16 protein-coding genes are annotated in these 22,371 nt (G+C 58.8%); 7 read left to right on the top strand and 9 right to left on the bottom strand.

Going from position 1 to position 22,371, the window contains the following annotated elements; all coding sequences use genetic code 11:
* Positions 1 to 66: 66 nt before the first annotated feature.
* The 3 genes from HWX74_RS09805 to HWX74_RS09795 are packed head-to-tail and all read right to left on the bottom strand — an operon-like array spanning position 67 to position 4,733.
* A complete protein-coding gene (locus HWX74_RS09805) occupies positions 67 to 2,142 on the bottom strand; it encodes a hypothetical protein (protein ID WP_176013365.1) in 2,076 nt (691 codons plus the stop codon).
* Positions 2,139 to 2,729 carry an endonuclease/exonuclease/phosphatase family protein gene (locus tag HWX74_RS09800; RefSeq protein WP_176013364.1) on the bottom strand — a complete coding sequence of 197 codons (591 nt, stop codon included), beginning with the start codon at positions 2,727 to 2,729 and terminating at the stop codon, positions 2,139 to 2,141. Before HWX74_RS09800 ends, HWX74_RS09805 begins: the two co-directional genes overlap by 4 nt.
* Complete coding sequence (locus tag HWX74_RS09795; protein ID WP_217704919.1) at positions 2,730 to 4,733, bottom strand: beta-N-acetylglucosaminidase domain-containing protein; 2,004 nt, start codon at positions 4,731 to 4,733, stop codon at positions 2,730 to 2,732.
* A gap of 188 nt (positions 4,734 to 4,921) precedes the next feature.
* Between HWX74_RS09795 and HWX74_RS09790 the strand changes: the two genes are divergently transcribed.
* Positions 4,922 to 5,215: a hypothetical protein gene (locus HWX74_RS09790; RefSeq protein ID WP_176013362.1), complete on the top strand. Its 294-nt coding sequence runs from the start codon at positions 4,922 to 4,924 to the stop codon at positions 5,213 to 5,215.
* Positions 5,216 to 5,428: 213 nt separating this feature from the next.
* Here the strand turns inward: HWX74_RS09790 and HWX74_RS09785 are convergent, their stop codons facing one another.
* Both HWX74_RS09785 and HWX74_RS09780 read right to left on the bottom strand, forming a co-directional pair.
* Positions 5,429 to 6,469: a LacI family DNA-binding transcriptional regulator gene (locus HWX74_RS09785; RefSeq protein ID WP_176013361.1), complete on the bottom strand. Its 1,041-nt coding sequence runs from the start codon at positions 6,467 to 6,469 to the stop codon at positions 5,429 to 5,431.
* 280 nt (positions 6,470 to 6,749) lie between these two features.
* On the bottom strand, positions 6,750 to 9,461 hold the full coding sequence (locus HWX74_RS09780; protein ID WP_176013360.1) for a glycoside hydrolase family 20 zincin-like fold domain-containing protein: 2,712 nt from the start codon (positions 9,459 to 9,461) through the stop codon (positions 6,750 to 6,752).
* A 186-nt stretch (positions 9,462 to 9,647) separates the two neighbouring features.
* Here HWX74_RS09780 and HWX74_RS09775 point away from each other — a divergent pair, with 186 nt between their 5' ends.
* The 4 genes from HWX74_RS09775 (at position 9,648) to HWX74_RS09760 (ending at position 14,249) form a co-directional block, all read left to right on the top strand.
* Positions 9,648 to 9,836 carry a hypothetical protein gene (locus HWX74_RS09775; RefSeq protein WP_176013359.1) on the top strand — a complete coding sequence of 63 codons (189 nt, stop codon included), beginning with the start codon at positions 9,648 to 9,650 and terminating at the stop codon, positions 9,834 to 9,836.
* Positions 9,833 to 10,927 (top strand): LacI family DNA-binding transcriptional regulator, encoded by a 1,095-nt coding sequence (locus HWX74_RS09770; RefSeq protein WP_176013358.1) that lies wholly within the window; start codon positions 9,833 to 9,835, stop codon positions 10,925 to 10,927. Before HWX74_RS09775 ends, HWX74_RS09770 begins: the two co-directional genes overlap by 4 nt.
* Before the next feature lie 52 nt (positions 10,928 to 10,979).
* On the top strand, positions 10,980 to 11,672 hold the full coding sequence (locus HWX74_RS09765; RefSeq protein ID WP_176013357.1) for a type II secretion system protein: 693 nt from the start codon (positions 10,980 to 10,982) through the stop codon (positions 11,670 to 11,672).
* A 135-nt stretch (positions 11,673 to 11,807) separates the two neighbouring features.
* The gene (locus HWX74_RS09760; RefSeq protein ID WP_176013356.1) at positions 11,808 to 14,249 is read left to right on the top strand and encodes a PQQ-binding-like beta-propeller repeat protein; all 2,442 of its coding nucleotides are present in this window, start codon (positions 11,808 to 11,810) and stop codon (positions 14,247 to 14,249) included.
* Positions 14,250 to 14,621: 372 nt separating this feature from the next.
* Here the strand turns inward: HWX74_RS09760 and HWX74_RS09755 are convergent, their stop codons facing one another.
* Positions 14,622 to 15,530: a helix-turn-helix domain-containing protein gene (locus HWX74_RS09755; protein WP_176013355.1), complete on the bottom strand. Its 909-nt coding sequence runs from the start codon at positions 15,528 to 15,530 to the stop codon at positions 14,622 to 14,624.
* A gap of 269 nt (positions 15,531 to 15,799) precedes the next feature.
* On the opposite strand from HWX74_RS09755, the gene HWX74_RS09750 reads away from it, so the two are divergent.
* Complete coding sequence (locus tag HWX74_RS09750) at positions 15,800 to 17,500, top strand: hypothetical protein (RefSeq protein WP_176013354.1); 1,701 nt, start codon at positions 15,800 to 15,802, stop codon at positions 17,498 to 17,500.
* An 11-nt stretch (positions 17,501 to 17,511) separates the two neighbouring features.
* Positions 17,512 to 18,654 carry a Gfo/Idh/MocA family protein gene (locus tag HWX74_RS09745; protein WP_176013353.1) on the top strand — a complete coding sequence of 381 codons (1,143 nt, stop codon included), beginning with the start codon at positions 17,512 to 17,514 and terminating at the stop codon, positions 18,652 to 18,654.
* Positions 18,655 to 18,773: 119 nt separating this feature from the next.
* On the opposite strand, the gene HWX74_RS09740 is transcribed toward HWX74_RS09745, so the two are convergent.
* The 3 genes from HWX74_RS09740 to HWX74_RS09730 form a co-directional block, all read right to left on the bottom strand.
* Positions 18,774 to 19,640, bottom strand: a complete 867-nt coding sequence (locus HWX74_RS09740) for a DMT family transporter (protein WP_176013352.1) — start codon at positions 19,638 to 19,640, stop codon at positions 18,774 to 18,776.
* Between the two features lie 30 nt (positions 19,641 to 19,670).
* The gene (locus HWX74_RS09735; protein WP_176013351.1) at positions 19,671 to 19,943 is read right to left on the bottom strand and encodes a helix-hairpin-helix domain-containing protein; all 273 of its coding nucleotides are present in this window, start codon (positions 19,941 to 19,943) and stop codon (positions 19,671 to 19,673) included.
* A 142-nt stretch (positions 19,944 to 20,085) separates the two neighbouring features.
* Positions 20,086 to 22,116, bottom strand: a complete 2,031-nt coding sequence (locus tag HWX74_RS09730) for a serine hydrolase (RefSeq protein WP_176013350.1) — start codon at positions 22,114 to 22,116, stop codon at positions 20,086 to 20,088.
* Between the last annotated feature and the right edge of the window lie 255 nt (positions 22,117 to 22,371).

The raw sequence follows: 22,371 nt of genomic DNA, 5'->3' as shown, positions 1-22,371 counted from the left end.
GCCGGTGAGAAAATGTCCCCCGAAAGTCTGCCTGACTTTCGGGGGACACTTCATATAACAGACGGTTTACAACAACTCCAGTCCGGCGGCGCAGCGTTTCACCGTCTCCCGCCACTCCAGCGCACCGTACAACTCCCACAATGACTGCCGCCGCTGCCGCAGCCACAAGGTCGCGGCAATCCACGCCTGAGTCCAACCCGATTCCACACTCCAGGCCCCCCAGCCGGTATCCGCGTTGCTGGCCCAGTAATCGTGCCGCCGGAAATCAAAGGCCCGGAACCAGGCGCCGTCCAGATCCGGATGCACCGGCGATGCCGCCTGAATCCGGCAGAGAAAAGCGGCCAGTTTGTCTTCCGCCGCCGTCCAGCGAAGTTCGCCGGTCGCCGCGGCCGCTTCATGCAGGCCGATGAAAGCGAAATTGGCCGTGTACAACAGATCGCTCAACGGGTCGGCATTGTCCTGGATCAGCGGCGCTTCGGTTTTGCCGTACGCTTCATTGGAGGCGCAAGGTCCGAACATGCCGGTTCCCGGTTCGCCCACCTGCTCCTGAATCGCCCCGGAGAGGCCGTCCTGATGGCGCAGCAGCTCGTCGACCATGAAAGCGAGCCAGTTCCGGTGTTCCGCCGTATCCTCCACCCGCACCAGAAAAGCCAGCGGCAGCAGCAGGCGCGCCCGTTCCTGCTGGATGCCGTTGGTCCATTTCCAGCGCTCCGGATAGGCGGCCATCATATTCCGGAGGCCGGTTTCCGCACAATCCAGCAGCGGCCGGAAACCGCTGCCGGCGTAGGCGGCCAGATAACACGCCCACAACCAGCTTTCGAAATGCGGCGCATAATGGGTCCGGGACAATTGGCGATAATGCCGCCAGCCGTTCCGCTGCAAATCGTCGTCCTCAAGCCGCTCGCCCCGGAAGCCCTCCGGTCCGGTCGTCCGCAGATTGGCCAGCAGACAGCGCACCGCCGGCTCCAGCCAGCGGCCGTCACGCAGCAGTGCCGCCGCCCCCAGTGAACCGAGCAGCAGCCGGGCATTGTCGTCGCCATAGTAAACGCCGCCGTTGACATCGTTGCCCATCCAGGCCACCAGTCCATAGCTGGCGCTGTCCGGTTCCGCCCGACGCCGCTGCGCAAAGTAACTGTCGAAAAAGACGTAGCCATTGAGATTGGCGCTGAAACGCCGCCAGCGCTCCACGTCCGCCGTCACGCCGCCAAGCGCCAGCGCCAGCGATGCTTCGCCCATGCAGTCGGCACGCACCGTATAGCGGTAATTCTGCGTTCCGTCATGATAAATCATCGAGTTGACCCCCTCGATCATCCCCAATGAACCGTCGCCGCAACTGAACCCTTTGGCAGCCGGGCTGCGATCGACGCCGTCCGGATAACCGTTGCTGCCGACCGGATAGCGGCCGGACCAGTCCGGTCCGATAAACAGCCGGGCCTTTTCAACCCAGGCGGTCCCCCGTCCCGCCGCCCGCCGTTCCTCTTCCGCGCCAATTGCCAGCGCCGGCGAACCGGTCGGCGCGACCTGCGGGATCACCGTCAACGGCGGAATCGTTTCGCCACTGAGTTCCTGCAGCAGCCAGCGCCAGATCACCGGCCAGGCATCGCCGGGCGCGAACCGGGAGGTGACGAATCTACTCAATCTGGCCGTCGCCACCCAGAGTTGATTTTCCCGGTCGAAATACAGCACCGGGAACCGCTCCTCCGGCAAACCGTAAACCGCCGTATCGAAACCGGCCACCCGGGCCAGCACCAATACCGGGTCGGCTGCCGCAAAGGTCCGGAAACGGCAATCGTGCAGCATGACGATCCGGCCGGCCGCCAACTCCGGCCCGAAACAATCGGCGGCAACGACGCCGCGCTCAAATTCGATTGCCCGGGTTTCCGCCGCCGGACAGCCGGGCAGAGCCGCGGGGAATTCGATCAAAACCCGGCGCGTCCCTTCCCTGGCGGCGGCGGCGACGCTCTCCGGCAATACGGTCGGCCGGTCCGGCCAGCCGTCCGCCAGCAGCAGCAGCGCATCGCCCGTTTCAGTTTCCCGCAACGCCTGCTCCGGAGCGGCAAAGGCCCGGCAACACAGGCCGGATTGCGTCAACACTTCGCTCAGATCATTTGCCCCCGATGTCACCAGTGCAATCATCATCATTCCTTTTTTTCGTTGAATTTAATCGTGGAAAATACCGGGCGGTGGTCTGAAACCTGTGGCTCATCCACAACCCGATGATTTATAATCTTGACCCGATCCGCCGGATAACATGCCATGTAATCAAGCAGGATCTCAGGCCGGTCGGCCGGCCAGGACAATTCGCCGGGAACCGTGTCATTCGTAACGACAAAACCGTGTTCCCGCAACCGGGCAACAACTTTGCCGTCGGCCGGAGAATTCAAATCTCCCATCAGCATGACCGGCTGCAACCGCTTTGCTTTGATGTAGCCAACAATCTTATCAATCGCCTCGACACGCACCGTTTCCATCTCCGGCGTATCTTCAAAAGTCAAATGCGTCCCCGCCACATAATAGGGATTGGGAGCCAACACCTTTACCACCAGGGCAGAACGGCTTTCATAATGGTTGGACGGCAAATCAATCAATCCGATGCGCGCAAGCTTGTGCTTGGACCTTACCACATTGCCATATTCTCCACCGGGCCGCAAGCTGGCGACGCCAAACAGGTAGTGATAACCGCCCCGGCCGGCCAGAAAAGAATGTAGATTGACAATCGATTTGTTCAACTATTCCTGTCCGCTCGAAAAATGCACACGGGCAAACAATTCCGTCGCATGGAAACGGTTGCTCGGCGAAAGACTCTGCACCGGTCCCTGGAAAGGAATCCGGAAGATATTCATACGCCAAACCGCATCCGGTGACGGCACCTCGGGATGAAGGCGTTCCAATTCGGACAACGGAACCCGGAGTACGGCACTCCAGCCGTCTTCCCGGCCTTCAACGGCCACTTTCCAATCCGGCAGCCATTTTTCACCTTGTTTATATTCCCCGGCCCGGCGGCCGGCAAAATCAAAGCCCATATGCACGTAAGCATCTCCATCTTCACGCGGCAGCAGGAAAACCTCAATGATCTCCGGATAATGCCAGATTGTATTGGCCGCTTCCACATAGGCGACTTCCGGAATTTTATCCAAAGCCGGCTGTTCCTGGGTTGAACGCATATACAGACAATCGTTGGCGATCAGCAGCGTCACTTCCGTCCGGTATTCGGCGGACACCTCGGCACCGCCATGGTTCGGCAGAAGCTGCAACCGGGTACCGCGCGCCCAGAAATCGTCAGACAATTGATCCGGTTCGACCGGCAAGTCGGCGATTTCGAGAACCGGAATCGTAATTTCCGGCACCTCCGCATGCCATACCTGCTCTTTTTCCTCCAAAATCCGCATCAGGCGCGAAGGCGAGAATCCCAACGTTTTGACATCGGCCAGTTCCACTTTGATTCGATCAAGGGCGGCCTGCCGCACACTGGCATCCGCCGGCGTATTGTGCATCAACTGGATCACATCATGCCGCAACTGCGTCAACGGCTCAACCGCCGCAGTGCCGTACAACTGGGAAACTGCCGCTTTGAACGAACGATCAGGTTCATACCGGCGGGGATTCCACAAATAGTCATTGTTTTCCCAGATAAACGAAGCCTTGTCAGCCACGCCAAGCGCATGGGAATTGAGAAAGATCAAACCATCGCTGTCAGATTCGAAACCGGGATAGAATACCGTCCGCCAGAGCGGAAATTCCGATTCGATGCAATCGCTGTTGTCCCACAGAAACAACCGGCGGCCCGGCAGATAGCCGACAAATTCATTGTAATCGTCGCGGGCCACCGAGGCGGATACAATGTGGCGGCCGGTCCAGACCAGTCTGACTTCCGGTTCGGTCAGACGATGGACTTCAGTCAAGTACTGCCGCAGTGCCATTCGCTGGTCCGAGTTGCCGTGTGACAATGAGTAAGGCGGCGGACAAAGCGAAAACTCCAGAGCCGGAAATTCCGGTTTCAATTCTTCGACAATCCGGTTCATCAGTGCGGCATGAGCACTTGCCGCATCGGGAAAAGCCTGATTATCTTCCTCGGTCGGCAGAATATATTTACCGTCTTTCACCGGAGTCCAATCGTCAGCGCAAATCATGATATGGCCTACGCCACACCTGGCCATTGTGCGCAATTTGGCGATCAACTGCTCGACATGCGCCGGATTGCTGTGGCAGAACTGCGGAAGTTCCCGAGCTCCCCAGGAAGAATACAAATGCATCAGCAGCATGAAATCCATCAGGCCGCTTTCGGCCGCCTCGGCCATTGCCGCACATTGCTTCTGCAATTGTTCCGGCTGAAATTTCTGCCATTCATCGCGCCATTGTAACCCGAAGCCGTTGATTTTCCTTCGCGACAACGCCAGATACCCCTCGGCGCCGCCGAAATCATAATCGCCGAAATAGCGACGATTCCAGACCGGATAGTCGAGAATATCAGCCACCCAAAGGCCTGCCGAATCGACAAGCTGCGCCAGCGTCATCAAACCGTAATAGGCGCCGCGGGGCGTCCGGCCGGCCACCAGAACGCCATCGCCAGTCGGACGAATGACATAGCCCTCCCCCGGCAGTGTCAAGAGCAGCTTTTGAGCATCCGGCAGCCGTTTCCGGATGCCTGGCTCACTCAATAAGCCAACCTGAATCCGAACCGGCCCGCCCTGCGGACTGCCGGCCTCAATCAAACGTTCGGACAGGTAATTCACTCCGAGCTCCAGCAAGGGGATGTCAGCATCATACTCAAACTGCCAGGAACCACTCAGGCGCCGCCAGGTGTCGCCCACCTGCTGCGGTAACGGGATTAATTGATCAACCGGGGCAGAAGCCTGAGCAACAATCCCCCCAAGCAATACAGCCATAAGCAAAAAATAGCGCATTCGATTTCCTCGTCATTATGAATGAGCAACCCTGCTTCAGCAAAGAAGCAGGGATAATTCTGTTTTCAACGAAACAATCACAGTTTAAAATTGCAGACGGCATTGCCATCATCGGTGGTTTCCTTACAAATATCGTTACGTCCAGTCAATGCGGCATGGCCATCCCAAAAGGCCAGATTAATCGCCAGCGGATTAATGCGGCGTATTCCGAATACGGGCATAACTGGAAAACCAACTTGAAGAAGATGGAACATGAACATTGGCCGGACAGACCCAATCACTTTTCTCACCGAATTCTGGCGGCGCCATGAGCACTCCGGCATACTCTAAAGCAGTCGGCCAAAAACGGCCTCCGGAATATCCGGCCGGAACCATGTCATCGTAATCGTTGGCATATAGAATATGTCCCAAATTAAGAGTTTTCAAGTTATTGATGCAGGAAATCTGCAATGCCTTTCTCCGGTTGTTCTTTCATTACAGTTTTTTTCATTTCTATTCCTCTTTAGTTGACCAAAGAGGAGAATTCACTCCTTAAATCGCGGTGCAGTCGATTCGCGGACGATCAACTTAGTAATGATCGGTTTAGTGGCAATCTCATGCCGAACTTCTTCGAAGGATCGTTTGCCTTCCAGCAGGTCCAGCAGATGGGTAGCGGCATGGCAGCCAACTTCAAAAACCCGCTCATCAAGGGCGGTCAGCGGAACCTGGCAATATTGCAGAAAATAGTTTTCAGTGGCGACGATGCTGACATCGGCCGGGCAGCGGCCGCCAAGCTGGAGAAATTCGTGCAGGAAGGCGATGGCAAATTGATCGTTGGCAATCAGGCCGGTAAACTGCTGCCGCTGCAGCAGCCACTCGTTGGCCAACAGTCGCCCGGCCGCGAATTCATCCAGTTCATGCTGCCAGGGAATCAATTCGGTATCCAGATAGTTGTCCAGCCGCTGCAAGGCGGCGAGCACCCGCTGGTAGGCTTGAAAGCTGTAGGCAGCGGTATGCGGAATGATGATACGGCGATGTCCGAGCTTGAGCAGATGAAGCAGCATATTGGTCAGGGAAATTGACTCATGGCTGTTCAAAGTCAATATATCCGGGTCCGGATAATCGCCGTTGATGATAATGAAAGGAATGCCGGTCTTCTGGATTTCCCGGATGACCGCGATGTCGGTCAACCCGGCTAGAATCAGCCCGTCGCTGCTGTTCGACGCCAGATCCGGCGGCAGGATGAAACGGGAAATGTTGCTCAAATCATAAGTGCCGACGACGACCTGGTAACCGCCGGCCTGGCAGACCGCGTTGACGCCGGAAAGGATGGTGCTGAAGTAAACGTTGGCCATGCCGAGCGTAACATTGCTGGAAACCAGAAAACAGAGCCGTTTCGAACGTTTGCCGGCAAGCGCCCGGGCCGAACTCTGCGGAACATAGTTGCACTCTTTGATCACCTGCAGGATACGGTCCCGAGTCGCCGGCTTGACGTTCGGCCGGTTATTGATGACACCCGAAACGGTCGACAACGAAACGCCGGCCAGTTTGGCGATATCACCGATGTTGAAACGTTTATTTTCCATATACTTTTTAAAATCGAAGCGCTTCTATTAATTCATATTTATCGTTTGATGTAAGTATAGCAAAAAAAAATAAAAAAGTCAATACACCTCGGCGGTGGAAATAGATTTTTTTGAAATATTTACGTTTTACAAGCTCAAAATAAGATTTTATGCAAATTTACTCTTCCACGAGAAATCAGCAGTTGGAATCCACCATTTCCAACCAATCAAAGCGGTTCAATTTTTTTTCAAAATATACTTGATTTTTATCCAACTAGACCCGACCCGGCCATGTTTCCGCTCACTGTTCCAGGCTCAAAGCCAACAGACAGACCGGATATTCCGCCGGGCCGCTCTGCAGCGTCAGCGAAGCGATCTCCTTTTCCGGATACGGATTGTCCCAGCGGGTAAACCACAGCCGCCCTTCCCCCAGCTCCCGGCAGTTGGAACCGGAAAAACGGTAGTTGAACGGAGCGAGCGGATCATAAATCGTCTTGCCGTACAGCAGCGGAATTTCCACTTCGGCGCCATCCCGGTAGCGCACCAGCCAACGGCCGACCCCGGTCAACGTTTTCTGGCCGCAAGCGATGCTCCACTGTAAAAAATAGAGCGCTTTGCCCCGGCGATTCAACGGCAGCGACACCGCCGCCGGAAAATCCGGATGCAGCCGCGACCGCACCGCGACCGCCATCAATTTACCATCGCGGCCGGCCAGGTCAAATGATCCGTCGCCCACGTTGAACGGCCCGGGCGTCAACTGCTCCAACCCGTACAGGCGATGATTGAGGAACGGGTTGGCTTCCGCCGTCAATTCCAAATTCGCCACCGCTCCGAGATCGATCCATTCGCCGGGACCGGACGGACGGGCTTCCCCCCGCCGCAGCAATTCGCCGAGCACCAAATTATCGTCATACCCGTTGGCGGCATCGGCGCCGTTCCAGCTCCGGGTGGCCGCCCGGACATAGGCGGAAACCTGCGGAAATTCACTGTCCAACAATTTTTGATTGCCGAAATAGCCGGTCCACGAGGTTTGCAGCAGACCGAGCGCCCCGTGTTCCCGGCAGAACCGGGCCAGGTTCTCGATATTGCCATAGGCGTTCCACGGACAGCCGATCACCTCGAAGCCTTCCTGCAGCAACGCCGCCGCATCGGCGAAATAGACCGTTTCCGGCTCGTAACGCCAGACGGCAAAAACGATGTCCTTCGGCAACCGGTCGCGCAAAGCCGACAGATTTTCCGGCGTATCGCTCGCTCCGGCGATATCCGGATTCTCCTGATGGGTGGCAAACATGTCGTGCCACATCATCAGCCGCCAGCCGTGCCCGGTTGCGTAGCGGTGATAGAACATCACGTCGTCGTAGACGATTTCCGCCATGCCGCGGGCGATATTTTCCGGCCGTTTCGGGAAATTCAGAAAGATATTCACCTCATCGTGGCCGATATGCAGATAGCGGGCGTTCGGGAACATTTCGCGAATTTCGTCCAGAATCGCCGTCATCAGCTCATAGACCTCCGGGTTGGAGACGTTGTACGCATACGGGAACGAAACATCTTCGGCCATATCCAGATTTTTGCCGTCGACAAACAGCCACTCACAGTGACCGAGCGTCTGCAGCAGCGGCGACACCTCGATAAAATTCTCCTCGGCCAGCTCGATCAGTTCGCGCAAATCCGCCTTGCTGATCGCCTGCGGCCGGTGCAGTTCCTTCGTCGCATCCCAGGCGGCGTACTCGCACTCAAGCACCAGATGATTGATCTTCAACGGCGCCAGGACTTTCTCGATCAATTCCCCCTGTACCGCCAGCGAGTGATCGTCGACCAGCAGATGAATGCCGCGAAACTCCAGATCCGGATAATCCCGGATGGTCCGGACGGCAATCGCACCGTCGCGCAGCAGCCCGCGAATCGTCTGCAAGCCGTAAAACGCGCCGCGGGCGCTGCGGGAATCGATCGCAATGCCGCTGGAGTCGATCGCCAGTTGATAGCCGTCCGGAGAAACCGGCAGCGCCGGAGCGTCGGCAACCGTAATTTTCAGCAGCGCCTCGCCGGCCGCTGCCGCCGTTACCGTCGCGCCGGTCTCCCGGCCGAACAGTCGCGCCGCCGCCCGCTGCAACCGGCCGCGGTCGGCTTCCGCCGCTCCGGTGATTGACATAGAAATCACCTCCGGCAGCCGCAATTCCCCCGTTCCCGGCACGATTTCCTTCGGCTGCGGCAACAACGGAAACGGCGGCATCGACGCCCCGGCCACCCTTTTCACCGCCGTTCCCGGCAATGCGTCCGGCAACGCGCCGCCCGGTTGCGGTTCGGCATAAACGATCTCCGGGCGATCGTAAGTCACCGCGATCCGGCTGGCCAGGCCTGCGGTCGTCAGCGGCATTTCCCCGCCGAGCCAGAAACATTCTTGATTTTCAAACGGAATCGCCCGGCGGTCGACCAGACGCAACGCGCCGCCTTCGAGCACTTCAATGACGATCCTGGCATAACCGTAGCGATTGATAAAAGTGACCTTGCGAATATCTTCCAGTAGCGTCTCCGGATTATGCCGGTCGGTCCATTTCTCCGGAATCGCGCCGGAAACCTGCCGGCCATCCCATAGTTCCGCCCGATATGACGCCCCGGCCAGCAATGCCGGAGCCGGCAGCATCGCGGTGTATTCGACCGTCGTCGGCATCGCTTCGGGTAAACTCATCCGCAGCGTCAGCAGCGCCCGGCTGCCATTCAACTGCAGCGAATACTCCTCGAGCACCGCATCTCCGGCCGGCCCGGCCGAAGTGATCACCATACCGTTTTCCACCGTCGTCACCGCCACCGGACTGTCCTGCAGAAAGAAACGGTGTTTCCAGGCCGGATCGACCGCGATGACCCGCGACCCCAGCGAGATCGTTTCCAGGCCGTTTGCCAGGTGCAGACCTTTCCGGTCCAAACTGCCGCGCAAGGTCCACGCCTCGCCGGCCCAACTGCAGCAGCAGCAACAGAAGATAAGAAGCGACAAAATCCACAGTTTTCGTTTCATGCCTCTGATTCCTTTATATAAGAGAAAGACGAAAGTTTTTCCGTTGACAGTCAAACCGGAAACGCCATCGTTCACCATGAACGACAGCGCCGGTTGTCCGCACTCGAGGCACTAAAACGATTTGAGTCGCGATTTCTTAATATAGTAAATCGTTTTAGAAAAATCAATCTTCCAAGCGAAAAAAAAATGCTGGAAAAAAATGGAAAAAAATTGACAAGGGGGTTGACTTTTTTAAAAATTTTTGGTAATATTCTTATAACACTAAAACGATTTAGCATCAACACCCTCAAAATTGAACAAAAAAAAGGAATGTCTTGGCTTTCCGGATCCGCTTGGAAGTTCAGCCGTTTCATGACTGGAGCAATGAAAAGATGATCGAAGGTGAAATCGACGAAAAAAGGCCGTTGAAGATCGGCGATATCGCGAAACTGGCCGGCGTTTCGATTTCGGCGGTTTCCGCTGCGTTGAACAACCGGCCGCAAATCAGCCGCGCCACCCGCGAACGGGTGCTGGGCGTCGTGGACAAATATCACTACGTCCCGCAGCGGTCGGCCCGGGCGCTGTCGACCCGCAAATCGTTCCAGATCGGCTTTCTGATTTCCAGCAAAGTGACGCTCGGCCTGGCCAACAGTTACTTCAGTTCGATCCTGTCGGCGATCGCCGAAGTCTGCAAACGCCGCGACTATCATCTGGTGGTCACCACCTACGATCTGTCCATGCTGAACAACTTCATCATCCCGGTCAACATCTGGCAGCGCAATGTCGACGGCCTGATTGCCGCCGGGGCGACCGACCTGACGGTGATCCGGAAGATCCAGGACACCGGCACCCCGTTCGTCATCATCGGCGGCGACTATCCGGACGATGTGCTGTCGCTGAAATCGGACAGCTATTCGACGCTACTCAAGATCATCGCCTATCTCTACAGGCTGGGACACCGCAAACTGTTGGTGCCCTATCATTATCAGGATACGATGACGGTTTACCAGCAGGCGCTCCGCACGCTGAAAATGGACCGACGCTACCACGACCTCGAGTTGTGCCTGGCGTTTTACAGCGCGGTCGACGAATTCATCGACGGTGAAATTTTCGCCGAAGGCTGGCTTCATCAGCTCGAACCGCCGACGGCATTGATCGCCAACGATCAGTTCTGCACCGGCTTCCTGCGTCATCTGCTGCGCCACGGCAAGCGCTGCCCCGATCATATCAGCATCGTCGCCTCCGACAGCGCGTTGAGCCGCCAGGGCATCATCCCGCTGACCGCCACCGACGATCTGCTCTATGAAACCGGCACGACCGCGGCGGAAAATCTGCTCGATCTTCTGGAAGGCAGGAAGAGCCGGGAAGAAGTCCGGCAGGCTTTTCTCGCTTTCTACCGGGCCGGTGAGCTGATCATGCGGGATTCCACCGGCCCGGTACCCGGAACTTCCGCTGGGCAGCGCACCGCAGCCGTGAATGAAGATTAAGTGTTCCAACTCTAAATAAAAAACGCAACCATCAACGAAAGGAAAAGAAAAAATGAAGAAATGGAAATTCACATTGATTGAACTGCTCGTCGTCATCGCGATTATTGCAATTCTCGCCAGCATGCTGCTGCCGGCGCTCGGCAAAGCGAAAGCCAAAGCCCAGGAGATCAAATGCACCAACAACCTGAAGCAGGCCGGGGTCGTCTACAATCTGTATTTGAACGACAATGACGACTGGACCCTGCCTGACGGCTGGGCGGCCGGCCCCGGCTACTGGTTCCTCGACCTGGGCTGGTGGTACAGCGGGAAGCAGATTTACAGCGGAGAAGGCCTCGGCGAGCTGAACAATCTGCTGCAATGCCCGACCAATTCGGTCGGCAGCATCTGGGGCGATCCGAACGCCGAAAACGGGTACAAAATAAACTATGTTCATTCGCGCTATCTGATTGCCATTAAGAGCACCGAACCGACCAATCCGTCCGATGTCGTCCTGTTCGGCGATGTCGCCGCCGCCGATGGTTCCCAATTTATTTTCTGCAGCGTAGCCGCCAACGGCAACTATACCGAGCATGCGGAACGCGGCAATACCTACGCCTGGGGCTTCGGCCTGATCCACAACAAAAAAGCGAACTGCCTGAAGCTCGACGGCCACGTCGAAGGGGTAAACGGCGATCAGTTCGAAAACGATGAGATCATTTTCGACAAACCGGAAAACAAATGGTACCGTTACGGCCATCGTCCGTGAAGCCTCCGGCCGGCTGCTTCAAATAGACCAGGCGGTCGGCATGATAAGACGGTTGTCCGCCCCGGACAACCGCCTTCGATTGCCGACACTGCAAACTTCAACGCCGTCATAACGACAAAATAAAGACAGAGGACCATGATGAAGAAATGGCAGTTGCTGCTGGGCAGTTGCTTGCTGCTCGGCAGCGCCGGGGCGACCGGAGCCATTACCGGCCGGGTATTCGAGGATGTCAATGCCAACGGTGTTTTCGATGCCGGCGACTTGCCGCTGCCGAACCTGCTGTTGAGCGACGGTTTTCAATTCGTCCGCAGCGGTGCCGATGGCACCTTTGCAATGGAACCGGCGCCGGACGCGCGCTTCGCAATGCTGCATGTTCCCTCCGAATTCCGCGTCCGCTGCTTTTACCGCTTTCTGGCCGGCGAAACGTTCGATTTTGCATTGACCCGCGTTCCCGCCGCCGCCGGCGTGCGGATTCTGCAGGTGGCCGACCAGGAGAGTCCCAATCTCGACTGGCTGCCGGAAGTAAAAGAGCGCGGCGAACTGGAAAACGTCGATTTCTATCTGGCGACCGGCGATCTGTGCCGTTTTCCCGACATCGCGGTCCATGCCCGGGAGTTCAACGCCGGAACGATGGGACGCGAGGTATTCTACACCGTCGGCAACCACGACCTGGTGCCGCCGCAGCCCGATGGCCGCAACTATCAGGATTATCTCGGGCCGTTCTGGTATTCGTTCGAACGCGGCGGCATCATTTTCATCGCCGCGCCGATCCACTACGGAGAAACGCCGCTGCCCTACGACCTGGCCGATTACGGCGATTGGCTCGACGGACTTATGAAGGAATTGCCGCCGGAACAGCCGAAAGTGCTGATCGGCCACTATCTGCCCGACTGGCGGGACAGCATGATCGTCGCCGGGCACGACGGCAGGCAGGTGGATCTGGAACAGTACCATTTGACCGGAGCGATCTACGGCCACGCCCACCACAATATGGCGCGGAATTATTCGAACAGCCCGCTGCGGGCGTTCTGCACCAACGCGCCGAACAAGGGCGGCATCGAATACGATCCGAACTGCGTTCGTTTAATCGCCATCGCGCCGACCGGCGAGATGACCGGGCAACTGGTCTGGAGCGGTCTGTCGCATCATCTGCAACTCACCGTTCCCGGCCTGGTCCGGCCCGGCGAACCGGATGAGTTGGCCATTCTGGCCACCGCCTACCATTCGGGCGGAACGGTCGTCAAAATGACCGCGGCCATTCAAACGGAGGATGGCGAAAGTATCGAAACGGACTTGAAGCCAGTAAATTCCTGGAGCTATCAAGCTGCGCTGCCGGCGCTGCCGGCTCGGCCGGACGCCGCCGCGACGGTGACGGTGCGCGGAGAATTTTCGGACGGAACCGTCGAAGAACGCCGGGCGCCGTTGCTGCCCGGCGTGACCGCCGCTCCAGCCGGCAATCGGGAATGGCACAATCTGCTGGGCGACTGCGGCCATAACGGTTACCTGCCCGGCGGCCATCGCTGCCAGACACTGCAATTGCAGTGGTTTGCCGCCAGCGGCGAAGAGTTCGCCCGCTGCTCGCCGGTGGTCGCCGAAGGCCGGGTCTTCATCGCCAGCCACGACGATTCCAACGGTACCGAAGCCCGGCTTTACGCTTATGACGCGGTATCCGGTCACTTACTCTGGAGTAACAGGATCGGCACTTCAGTCAAAGGCGCGCTGGCCTATGGCGACGGCAAAATCTATCTGAACGACACCCGCGGGACACTGTACGCCTACCGGGCGGCAGACGGCAAAGAAGTCTGGCGGGAAATCCCGCCGTGGCAGTTGAATCCGACTAACAGCGGCGTGGTCTGTGCCGACGGCGTCATCTATGCCGGCAGCGGCCCGTCGTTCCGGGCCGTCGACGCCCGGAACGGCAGCGTCATCTGGCGCAACGAAGCTTGGCCGGCGCCGCAGTCATTCACCGGAGCGCCGACCGTCGCCGGCGACGTGGTGATCGGCTGCTCGAACTGGGCGGGTCTTTTTGCGCACGACCGCCGGAACGGCAAACTGCGGTGGAAATATGATGAAGGCCGGGACCGGATATTGACCGCCACGCCGGTTTACGCCGACGGCCTGATCTGGTTCAAATCCGAAAACGACATCGTGGCGGTGGACCCCTCCAGCGGTAAAGAGGCGCGCCGCATTGCCACCGGCGAGGATTTGCGCAGCGCCGCGCCACTGGTGATTACGCCGGAGCTGATTCTGGCCGGCACTACCGACCGGGGACTTTGCGCTTTCGACAAGACAACCGGGAAGCAACGCTGGCGGTTCGAGGCCCAACAGGTCGGCCTGCTGGACACGGCGGCTTACCATCGCCACGCCCGCACCATCGACGGCGGCTTGCTGGCGATCGGCGATCAAGGCGTTTTCGGCGCGAACGACGGGATATTTTACCTCATCAATCTGGCTGACGGGTCCGTGATCCGGCAATTTCCGCTGGGCTCGCCGGTGTTGACGGCCCCGGCGACCGATGGACAACGGATTTATATCGCCGATCTGGCCGGCCGCTTGTTCGCCTTTGCCGGACGGTAATTCCGGAAGTCCGACCGCGCGGACCGGCAGGTTCGCAACTCATCCGCAGCACCAACCATGTCCGGCGACGTCGCCAACGGCGCCGATGCGGTCCCCTGCCCCCACGGCACCGATTACTCCCATGGCTTCGGCCCGATTCACACCCCAAAGGCGAACTGACTGAAGCTCGACGGCCATGTCAAAGAGGAGAACGGCGATCAATTTGAAAACGATGGAATCAGTTTCGGCAGACCGGCATCGGACGATTCAAAAATCCCGATCACGACCGGAAAATCCGGACGCTGGACGTGCGTGCCGGCGAGAATCGTTATCCATTCTATCGCTTCGCAATCAGCGCCGAACAGCAGGACAGGCGGAAAAAAACAAACCAGCTCAGAAATGCCAGTTTTTCGCCCGGTAAGCTGACGGACTCACGCCCATCGCCGCTTTGAAATGCCGGCTGAAATGAAAAGCATCGGCATATCCGAGCCGGTCGGCAATCTCGTTGATCGTCAACCGGGACGACCGCAGCAGGATGCAGGAACGCCGGATGCGTCCCTGTTCGAAATACCGTCCGGGCGACGTACCGGTCAACGAACGGAAAATGGCAAGGAACCGGGACGCGGACAAATTGGCGGCGGCAGCCAGTTCGGCGGTAGCCGGCCGGCCATTCTCCACGTTGGCAAGCCGCTTGAACACCGGCAGCATCCGGTACATGTTGCTGTGCCACAAAGCGGAAATCTCCTTCGGCTCGGCCAGCGTCAACAACTCCCGGGCCAGTTCGCCGCCGAGCAGCTGCAACTGCACCGCCTCGTGCAAATCCCCCGGCGACGGCGTATCGACCAGCGTCAGCAAAATGCGCCGCAGCCGTTCGGCGGCCGGCTCGCCGATCTTCGGCGGCAATTGATACAAATCCGCAATTTCCAGCGATTGCAGCACCGTCAGCCGGAAATGCAGCCAGGCGCAGAAAAAGGGCCGGCCGGCGATGTTGGTGATGCGGTGAAACGTGCCGCCCGGTATCAGAAAAAGTTCGCCGCCCGGTACCAGCCGGTCCCGCTCGCCGGACACTTCGACCCGGTAAGCGGGCTCCTCCGGCCGTCCCGCCATCTGAAAACCGATCAGGTTGAACGGCATGCTCCGCCAGCCGGAAGTCTGTTCGCAAACCACCAGCGACCGGGCACCGTCGGCGAACTCGAAAAAAAGGTTCAAAGGCGGCATCTCCCGGCCCCGGCGGTCAGCCATCTCCGGATAGTAAAAAGTATTCTGGACGCTCTTGCTCATATCATCAGTAAAAATATTCATTCCGCTTACGTTATAATACATATGAAACGGCCGGGAAGCAAATCAAGTTCGGGAAATCCGGAACACCACCGGTTGCATAAACGGTCGAAGTTGCGGACCGCGCTTGGCTTTCACCTCCATTTCAGTAATTTTATTCATCTTTTCAGTAAAAACATTCATTCATTTCCGCGCCGATTCCGGCTATACTATGAAGGAAGTCATTGCGACGAAAAAACAAATGGAACTGCCGCCATTCCGGCGCAGCCATCTCAACCCAACGATGGAAAGTCATGAATGCACATTATCTTCTGATCCATTCGGGGCAAACGGTCAACACGTTCGGCAACGCCACCCGCGAGATCCTGGCCGCGGAAGGATTCAACTCCTTCCGGACCGTCGACCTCGACACGGAGCCGCTGCCGCACTTCGACGGTCAGAGCCTCATCGTTCTGACCCGCTGTTATCTCAGGCAGGCGGAGATCGCCGCTTTGCTGGCGGCGGTCGAGCTAGGCGCCGGTCTGGTCGTCTTTCAGCCGTCCGACCGCTTGAGCCTGGCGCTCGGCCTCCAGCCGCTGCGGCAGATTCGGCGCGATTTTTATCTGCAGTTGCCCGACGACAGCCACGGCGGCGGCACGCCGCTGCAGACCCACGGCATCCTGAATTGCCACGCGCGGCCGCCGGCACCGGACGGCAGCATTCTGGCCGCGGCCGTCGACCGGGAGCGCCAGCCGCTGCCGGAACCGGCAGTCGTCTCCCTGCGGCGCGGCGCCGGACGGATCGCGGTTTTCTTCTACGACCTGCCGCAGACCATCGTCCGGCTGCGGTTCGGTGATCCGGCGCTGGCCGGCTATGCGACGCTGGGCCGCTGGTTCTGGTGGTCCCACAGCGCCGATTTGTTCGTTGACGTTCTCGACCGGCGGCTGGCCCATCGGCCGCAAGCCGATCTGCAGGCGCAATTTCTCGCCAATTTGCTGACCGAACTGTCACCGCTGCCGCTGCCGCGGCTGTGGTATTACGAACGGGCCGACCAGTGTTCCGCCGCGGTATTTTCCAGCGACGACGATGATTCGAGCTGGGAGGATTTCGATGCGCTGGGCCGGGCAGTCGAAGCCCACGGCGGCGGCATTACGTTCAATTTGATGGCCGACACCCAGTTGACCGAAGCGCAAGTGGCCGAACTGCGCCGCCGCGGCCACACCTTCGCCCCGCATCTCAATCCGCACCGCAGCGGCGAGGAGGAGTGGTATTTCGCCTTTCCGGCCGTCATCGCCGCCGAAACCGCCGATTTCAAGCGTCGTTACGGCCGTTGCAGTCCCTCGCTGCAGTGCCACTGCGCCCCCTGGCAGGGATACCAGGACTGGGTTCCGCTCTTTCAGACTGCCGGCTTCCGGATGCTGCACGCCTATCTTTCCATTCCGGTCGAACTGCTGAACCGCTATCTGTGCGGTTCCGGCCGGCCGATGAAATTCATCGACGACGCCGGAACCATCCACGACTGTTACCAGCAGCCGGCGATGACTTTCGACGACGCGACGCTGGAAGAACTCATCCACGCCGACCACAGGCCGTTGGCCGCCGATTTCGGCCGGATGCTGCAGGCGAGCCTGGACGAACATTACACCGCGATGTCCTTCTCCTCCCATCCGATCAGTTACACTCGTTACAGCAAGCCGCTGATGGACGACTGCCTGCGGCAACTGGCCGCAAACCGGGTGCCGGTCTACAACGGCGACGACTGGTGCGATTTTCAGGACCGCCGGCGGCAAATCGTCATGGAGCGGACCGGCGACGGCAATTGGCATCTGTCCAACCTCGCCGGCGCCGTAACCGTGCTCATCCCGGTCCAGGCCGGCTTGCGAAGCGTCAGGACCGACGGCGGGCTCGAAGCCAGACCGGTCAGACGCTGGAAGGCCGATTATCTGGCCCTGGAGCTGCCGGCCGGCCGCGACCGCGCCACTTTGATCATCGAATCCTCAGCCATCACCCATTGAAGGAAAAAATCATGCCCAAAAAAGTCAGACTCGCCTGGGCCGGCTGCGGCCCCCGCGGCAAAGCGGTCGCCGCCCTGTTCCAACACCATCCGCAGTGTGAAATCGTCGCCCTGTCGGACCATTACCGTCACATCGCCGAAGCGGCGCAACGGGAACTGCACCTGCCGGACGCCGTCATCCACGACACCCCGGATGACATGCTGCGGCAAGCGCCGGCGGATGCCTTGTTCTTCTCCGGCAATCCGTTCGAACAAATCGACCTCGCCTGCCGGGCGATGGAAAATGGCTGGCATGTCTGCACCGAAGTTCCGGCGGCCTTCACCCTGGCGGAGTGTGAACGTCTGGTCGAGACGGTAGAACGGACCGGCCGAAAGTACCAGTTGATGGAACAGGCCCGCTACTGGGGCTTCGTCGAAGAATATGCCCGCATGAACCGGGCCGGCGAACTGGGCCACGTCTGCCTGGCGCAAGGCGAATACGTCCACTACGAACCGGTCTGGGACAACTGGCTGGATCTCGATACCGGCGAAACGATCCGCCGGAACGCCCGGCCGCCCGGCCGGCGGGTTGCGCCCTCCTGGCGCAGTCGGCTGTGGCCGGACGCGATTCTCTATCTGCCGCATACCCTGAGTCCGCTGCTGAAAATCCTCGACGACCGGGTCGTCTCGGTCAGTTGCATGGGAACGCGGCCGCAGAGTTATGCCGGCGAACTGGCTTCCCGCGACATCGAATATGCGCTGATGCACACCGCCAAGGACACCGTGCTGCTGGTCGGCGCCGGTTTTTCGCTGCCGAGTCCCTCGCGCGGCGCCTGCTTCGCCCACTGGTATGAATTGCGCGGCAGCAAACGATCCGTGACCACGCCGCGTCATACCGGCGACAGTTTCCGGCAATGGGATCCCGGCCAGAGCGACTACCGGCCGGTGGAGTTGTCGACCACCCCGCTCGGCGCCACCCCCGAAGAGATGGCCACCGGCCACGGCGGCGCCGATTTCAAACCGGTGGACACCTTTCTGCGGGCGATCGTCGAAAACCGGCCGCTGCCGATGGATGTCTACGACGCGGTCGAAACTGCCGCGCCGGCCATTCTGGCGGCCGAATCGGCCAATTGCGGCGGTAAGCTGCTGGCCGTTCCGAATTTCCGGCCGCGATAAGGCCGGAAAAACCGATGGATCCGCCGGCGGTCAGCTTATTGGCGTCGACCGCCGGGTCCGGCTGCGCCCCGATCGGCGTGACTTACCGGCCTGGGCGACGGCATTACGGATTGGCCAGTTCATCCGCCCAGGATAATCAGCGCGGCGCCGAGCAGCACAATCGCCGTCCCGGCGATCTTCATGCCCATATGTCTCTCCTGAAAGAGTTTCCAGCCGAACCAGAGATTCAGCGCGCCGGACAGCTGAAAGAGCGCCAATGCCGGCCCGACCGGCAGCAGCTTGAAGGCCAGATTGGTGGAATACTGCATTATCCCGAACATCAATGCCAGCGCCAGCAATTCCCGGAAACCGGCCCGCAGCCGCACCGCGGTTCCGGTTTCCGGCCGCACCAGCAGCAAGCCGGCCAATGAGAAAAACGCGCCGAACCAGCACCAGATCAGGAAACTGCCGACGACGCTGGAAAGCAGCACCGTTTTCTTCAGAAATACCGCCTCGATTCCGGAAAAAAGCAGCGCCAGAAAACGCAGGACGATATCGCGCCGCAACAACGTCCGGAGCCGGAATCCCCGTTCATCGGCGCCGAGTACGAAATAACTGCCGACGATGATCAGCGCCAGCCCGGTCAAACCGGCGGCCGTCGGCAATTCGTGCAGCAGCAGCAAACCGAAAATCATGCCGACCACCGGCTTCCAGGCATTGATCGGCCCCAGTACCGAGAGTTCACCCGAGCGGAGCGCCGCCACCAGAAAACCGTTGCCGGCGGCCCCGCAAATCCCGACCGCGCAGGCATAGCCGAACAGTTCCCGGCTCCAGTGCCAATCGCCCAGAAAGATCGCCGGCGACATCGCCAAACCCAGCAGCAGGTAGACTGCGAAATTAATCGGCAGCGCCGGAATCCCGGCCCGGCCGATCAGCCGTTTCTGCAGCACATTGGCATACGTATTGGAAAAAATCCGGACGCCGACGACCCCGATGACTTCAAGCATCGCAATCCCGCCCCTTTCCCGCAATCGTTCTCAACGTTCCGGCGGCGCCTCTTTCCAGTTCCACCACTTCAACTTATCCGGCTCCGGCTGCGCGTGCTCGGCGAAGTAAACCGCCAGCCGGTAAACGTACAACTGGCATTTGTCCTCCTGAAAACCTTTCAGCCGGCAATCCCGCCGGTACATTTCCTCTGGATCCTGCCCTTTCAGCGACTCCAGCGTCGAATAGCCCAGATTGAGCAAATCCTGTTCGATGTTCTCGCCGACGCCGGGAATGCCGCGCAGCTCACTTTTCGCCTTTTTCACATTCAGCCTCCACCGGTTGTTCCGTCGGAAGATAAGATAATGCCGCACCGGCCAGTTTACAACCGGACGGCAAGGTTTTCACCGCGGGTGAGCCGCCATTCCGGATCGATGCCCGAAAGTAAAAATCATGCGAAACGGAAACCTACCTGGCCACCGAATCCCAGACCAGCTGTTCCAGCTTTTTGCGGTATTCGTCGTTGGCTTCCGAATTTTCATCGCGGGCCTGGATCACCATCGTCTGGTATTTCGGATCGAAACTGAACACCGTGCCGCTCGCGGCGCCGTGCCCGTAATAGGCGATGTCGTCTTCCCCCGCCGCCGGCGGCCAGAACGGCTGGATGCCCACTCCGTAATACCCTTCGATCGAAGTTCCCGGATTGTCTTCCGCCAGATTGCGCGGCATCAGCAATTCATAGGTTTTCGGCTCGAAAAATTGCCATTTGCCGTAGCTGCCCCGATTCAGCAGCAGTTGCGCAAGTTTCGCCAGGTCGTCCGCACTGGCCAGATAACCGCCGCCCTGATCGTCGCCGCTCATCGAGGTGATTCCCAGTTGACGGTAATAATTCTCGGCGAAAAGCCGGTCGATCGGCAACGCAGTGGCATTCATCATATACATGCCCATCAAATTGGGGCCGACTCCGTTGTAACTCCAGGCGGAACCGGGTTTGACCACCGGCAGCCAACAGGCGATGCCGTATTCGCCCAGCGGGTTGCGGATGCCGCCGAAATTGCCGTGTCCGGTAAAATTGCTGGTATGGTTGAAGCAGCGGCGCGGCGTCAGTTTCCATTCCGGCGTGCCGGCCAACGCCGGCATGAAACGCGACATGTCTTCATCCAGCTCCATCAGGCCCTGGTCCAGAAAACGGGCAAACAACAACCCGGTAAAAAGTTTGGACATGCTGGCCATCGAACACGGCGTAGCGATATTGATCGGCTTCCCGGCCAGTTCGCCGTACCCCCTGGCATAGACGATCACGCCGTTGCGGGCGATGACGGTGTAAAAGGCTTTCCGGGTTTTTTCATACAGCTCCCGGCAAAGCGCATCGAATTTTTCCCGGCTGCCGGGCAGAAAGCCGGCCTCCTCCTCGCTGCCATAGCGCAACGCAGGAGCGGCTTTTGTCAATTCGATCGGCGGAGCAAGCCGAACCGTTTCCACCGGAAAAGCACGCTGGCGCCAGGCCACCACCGCCGGAGCCACGCCGGGTTTTGACGCAAGGCCCAAATCCGTCCCGGCGCTGTCCCGGAAAAGCTTCAGCCGCTGCGGAATGGCCGTCCAGGTCGTCTGGAAGCCGTCGAACGGCTCCTGCCACTGGAAATTCCCGGCAAATTCGACAATTTCCGGATCCTCTTTCCAGCCCTCCGGCAACAGATAATAACTGAAAAGCGCCTTGTAAGGCTTGCCGTCCGCCGTTTCCGTTTCCAGCAGCGCGTAATACAAGCCGCTGTCGCGGAAATCTTCGGTCGCCTGCATCGTTTCGTCGAACCAGGTAATCTGCTGGGGATTTTTCCCGAACATCTCCGTCGCATTGGCCGGATTGTCCCAGGTCAATTCCGGCTTTGTCCCGACCGTTCCGACAAAATAGCCGCCGATGGTCAGACTGTTATAGGAAAAATCCACAATGCGCTGCCGCAGCGTATTTTCCGCCAGCGCCTGCCGGTATTCCTCCTCATCCAGCGGCCCCTCAACCACGGCAAGCACCACCGCCCAATAGCCCTCTTCATGATAGCTCTTCACCGCAATGCGGTTGGCGCCCTCATGGAATTTCGCGAAGAAAACGTTCCCCCACGAGTCGCCGAACGCTTTGCAACGGGATTCGCCGTTCACGAATATCTCGGCCGAGAAATCGGTGTTCAACGTAAAAACATAGTACCCGGCTTCGGCTTCCACCTCCACCGCGGCGTAAGCCATCGCCTTGCCGTGGGGAACTTCACCGAAGAAGTCGAGAAAATACAGGCCATCCCCTTCCGGATTGCGCGGATTGACATAGTCGGCCGCCTTCACCCCGCAAACCTCCTCCAGCGGCTCAGCCAGAAAACGATCCGCCTCGGCTTCCACATAAGCGGCTTCCGGAATCGGCCCGATCACCTTCCATTTGTTCAAGGGAATCACCCCGGCGGACAATACCGCCATCCCCAGACCCCACATTACAACACACGCCATCAATCGTTTCATGATTCTCCTTCACTGAATTAAATGGTTCTCCCCCAAGACGACCGCTCATCGAGGCCGCCTCCCCCATACCATATCCATCAAGAGGACATTTATCAAGCCGCCGCAAAACGGATTCCGCAAAAACAGAAACTATTTTGGCTTCCCCCCACCCCGGCCCCATACCATATCGATCCAAAAAGATGTGAGTTCACCATTTCTTTGGGAACACCCCTGGGCGGATTTTTACCCCGATGAAACGGTGCCGCAATTTTAGCA

The organism is Victivallis sp. Marseille-Q1083 (assembly GCF_903645315.1).
Lineage (GTDB): Bacteria > Verrucomicrobiota > Lentisphaeria > Victivallales > Victivallaceae > UMGS1518.
The sequence above is the reverse complement of the archived record's forward strand: the minus strand, read 5'-3'. Positions and strand labels throughout refer to the sequence as shown.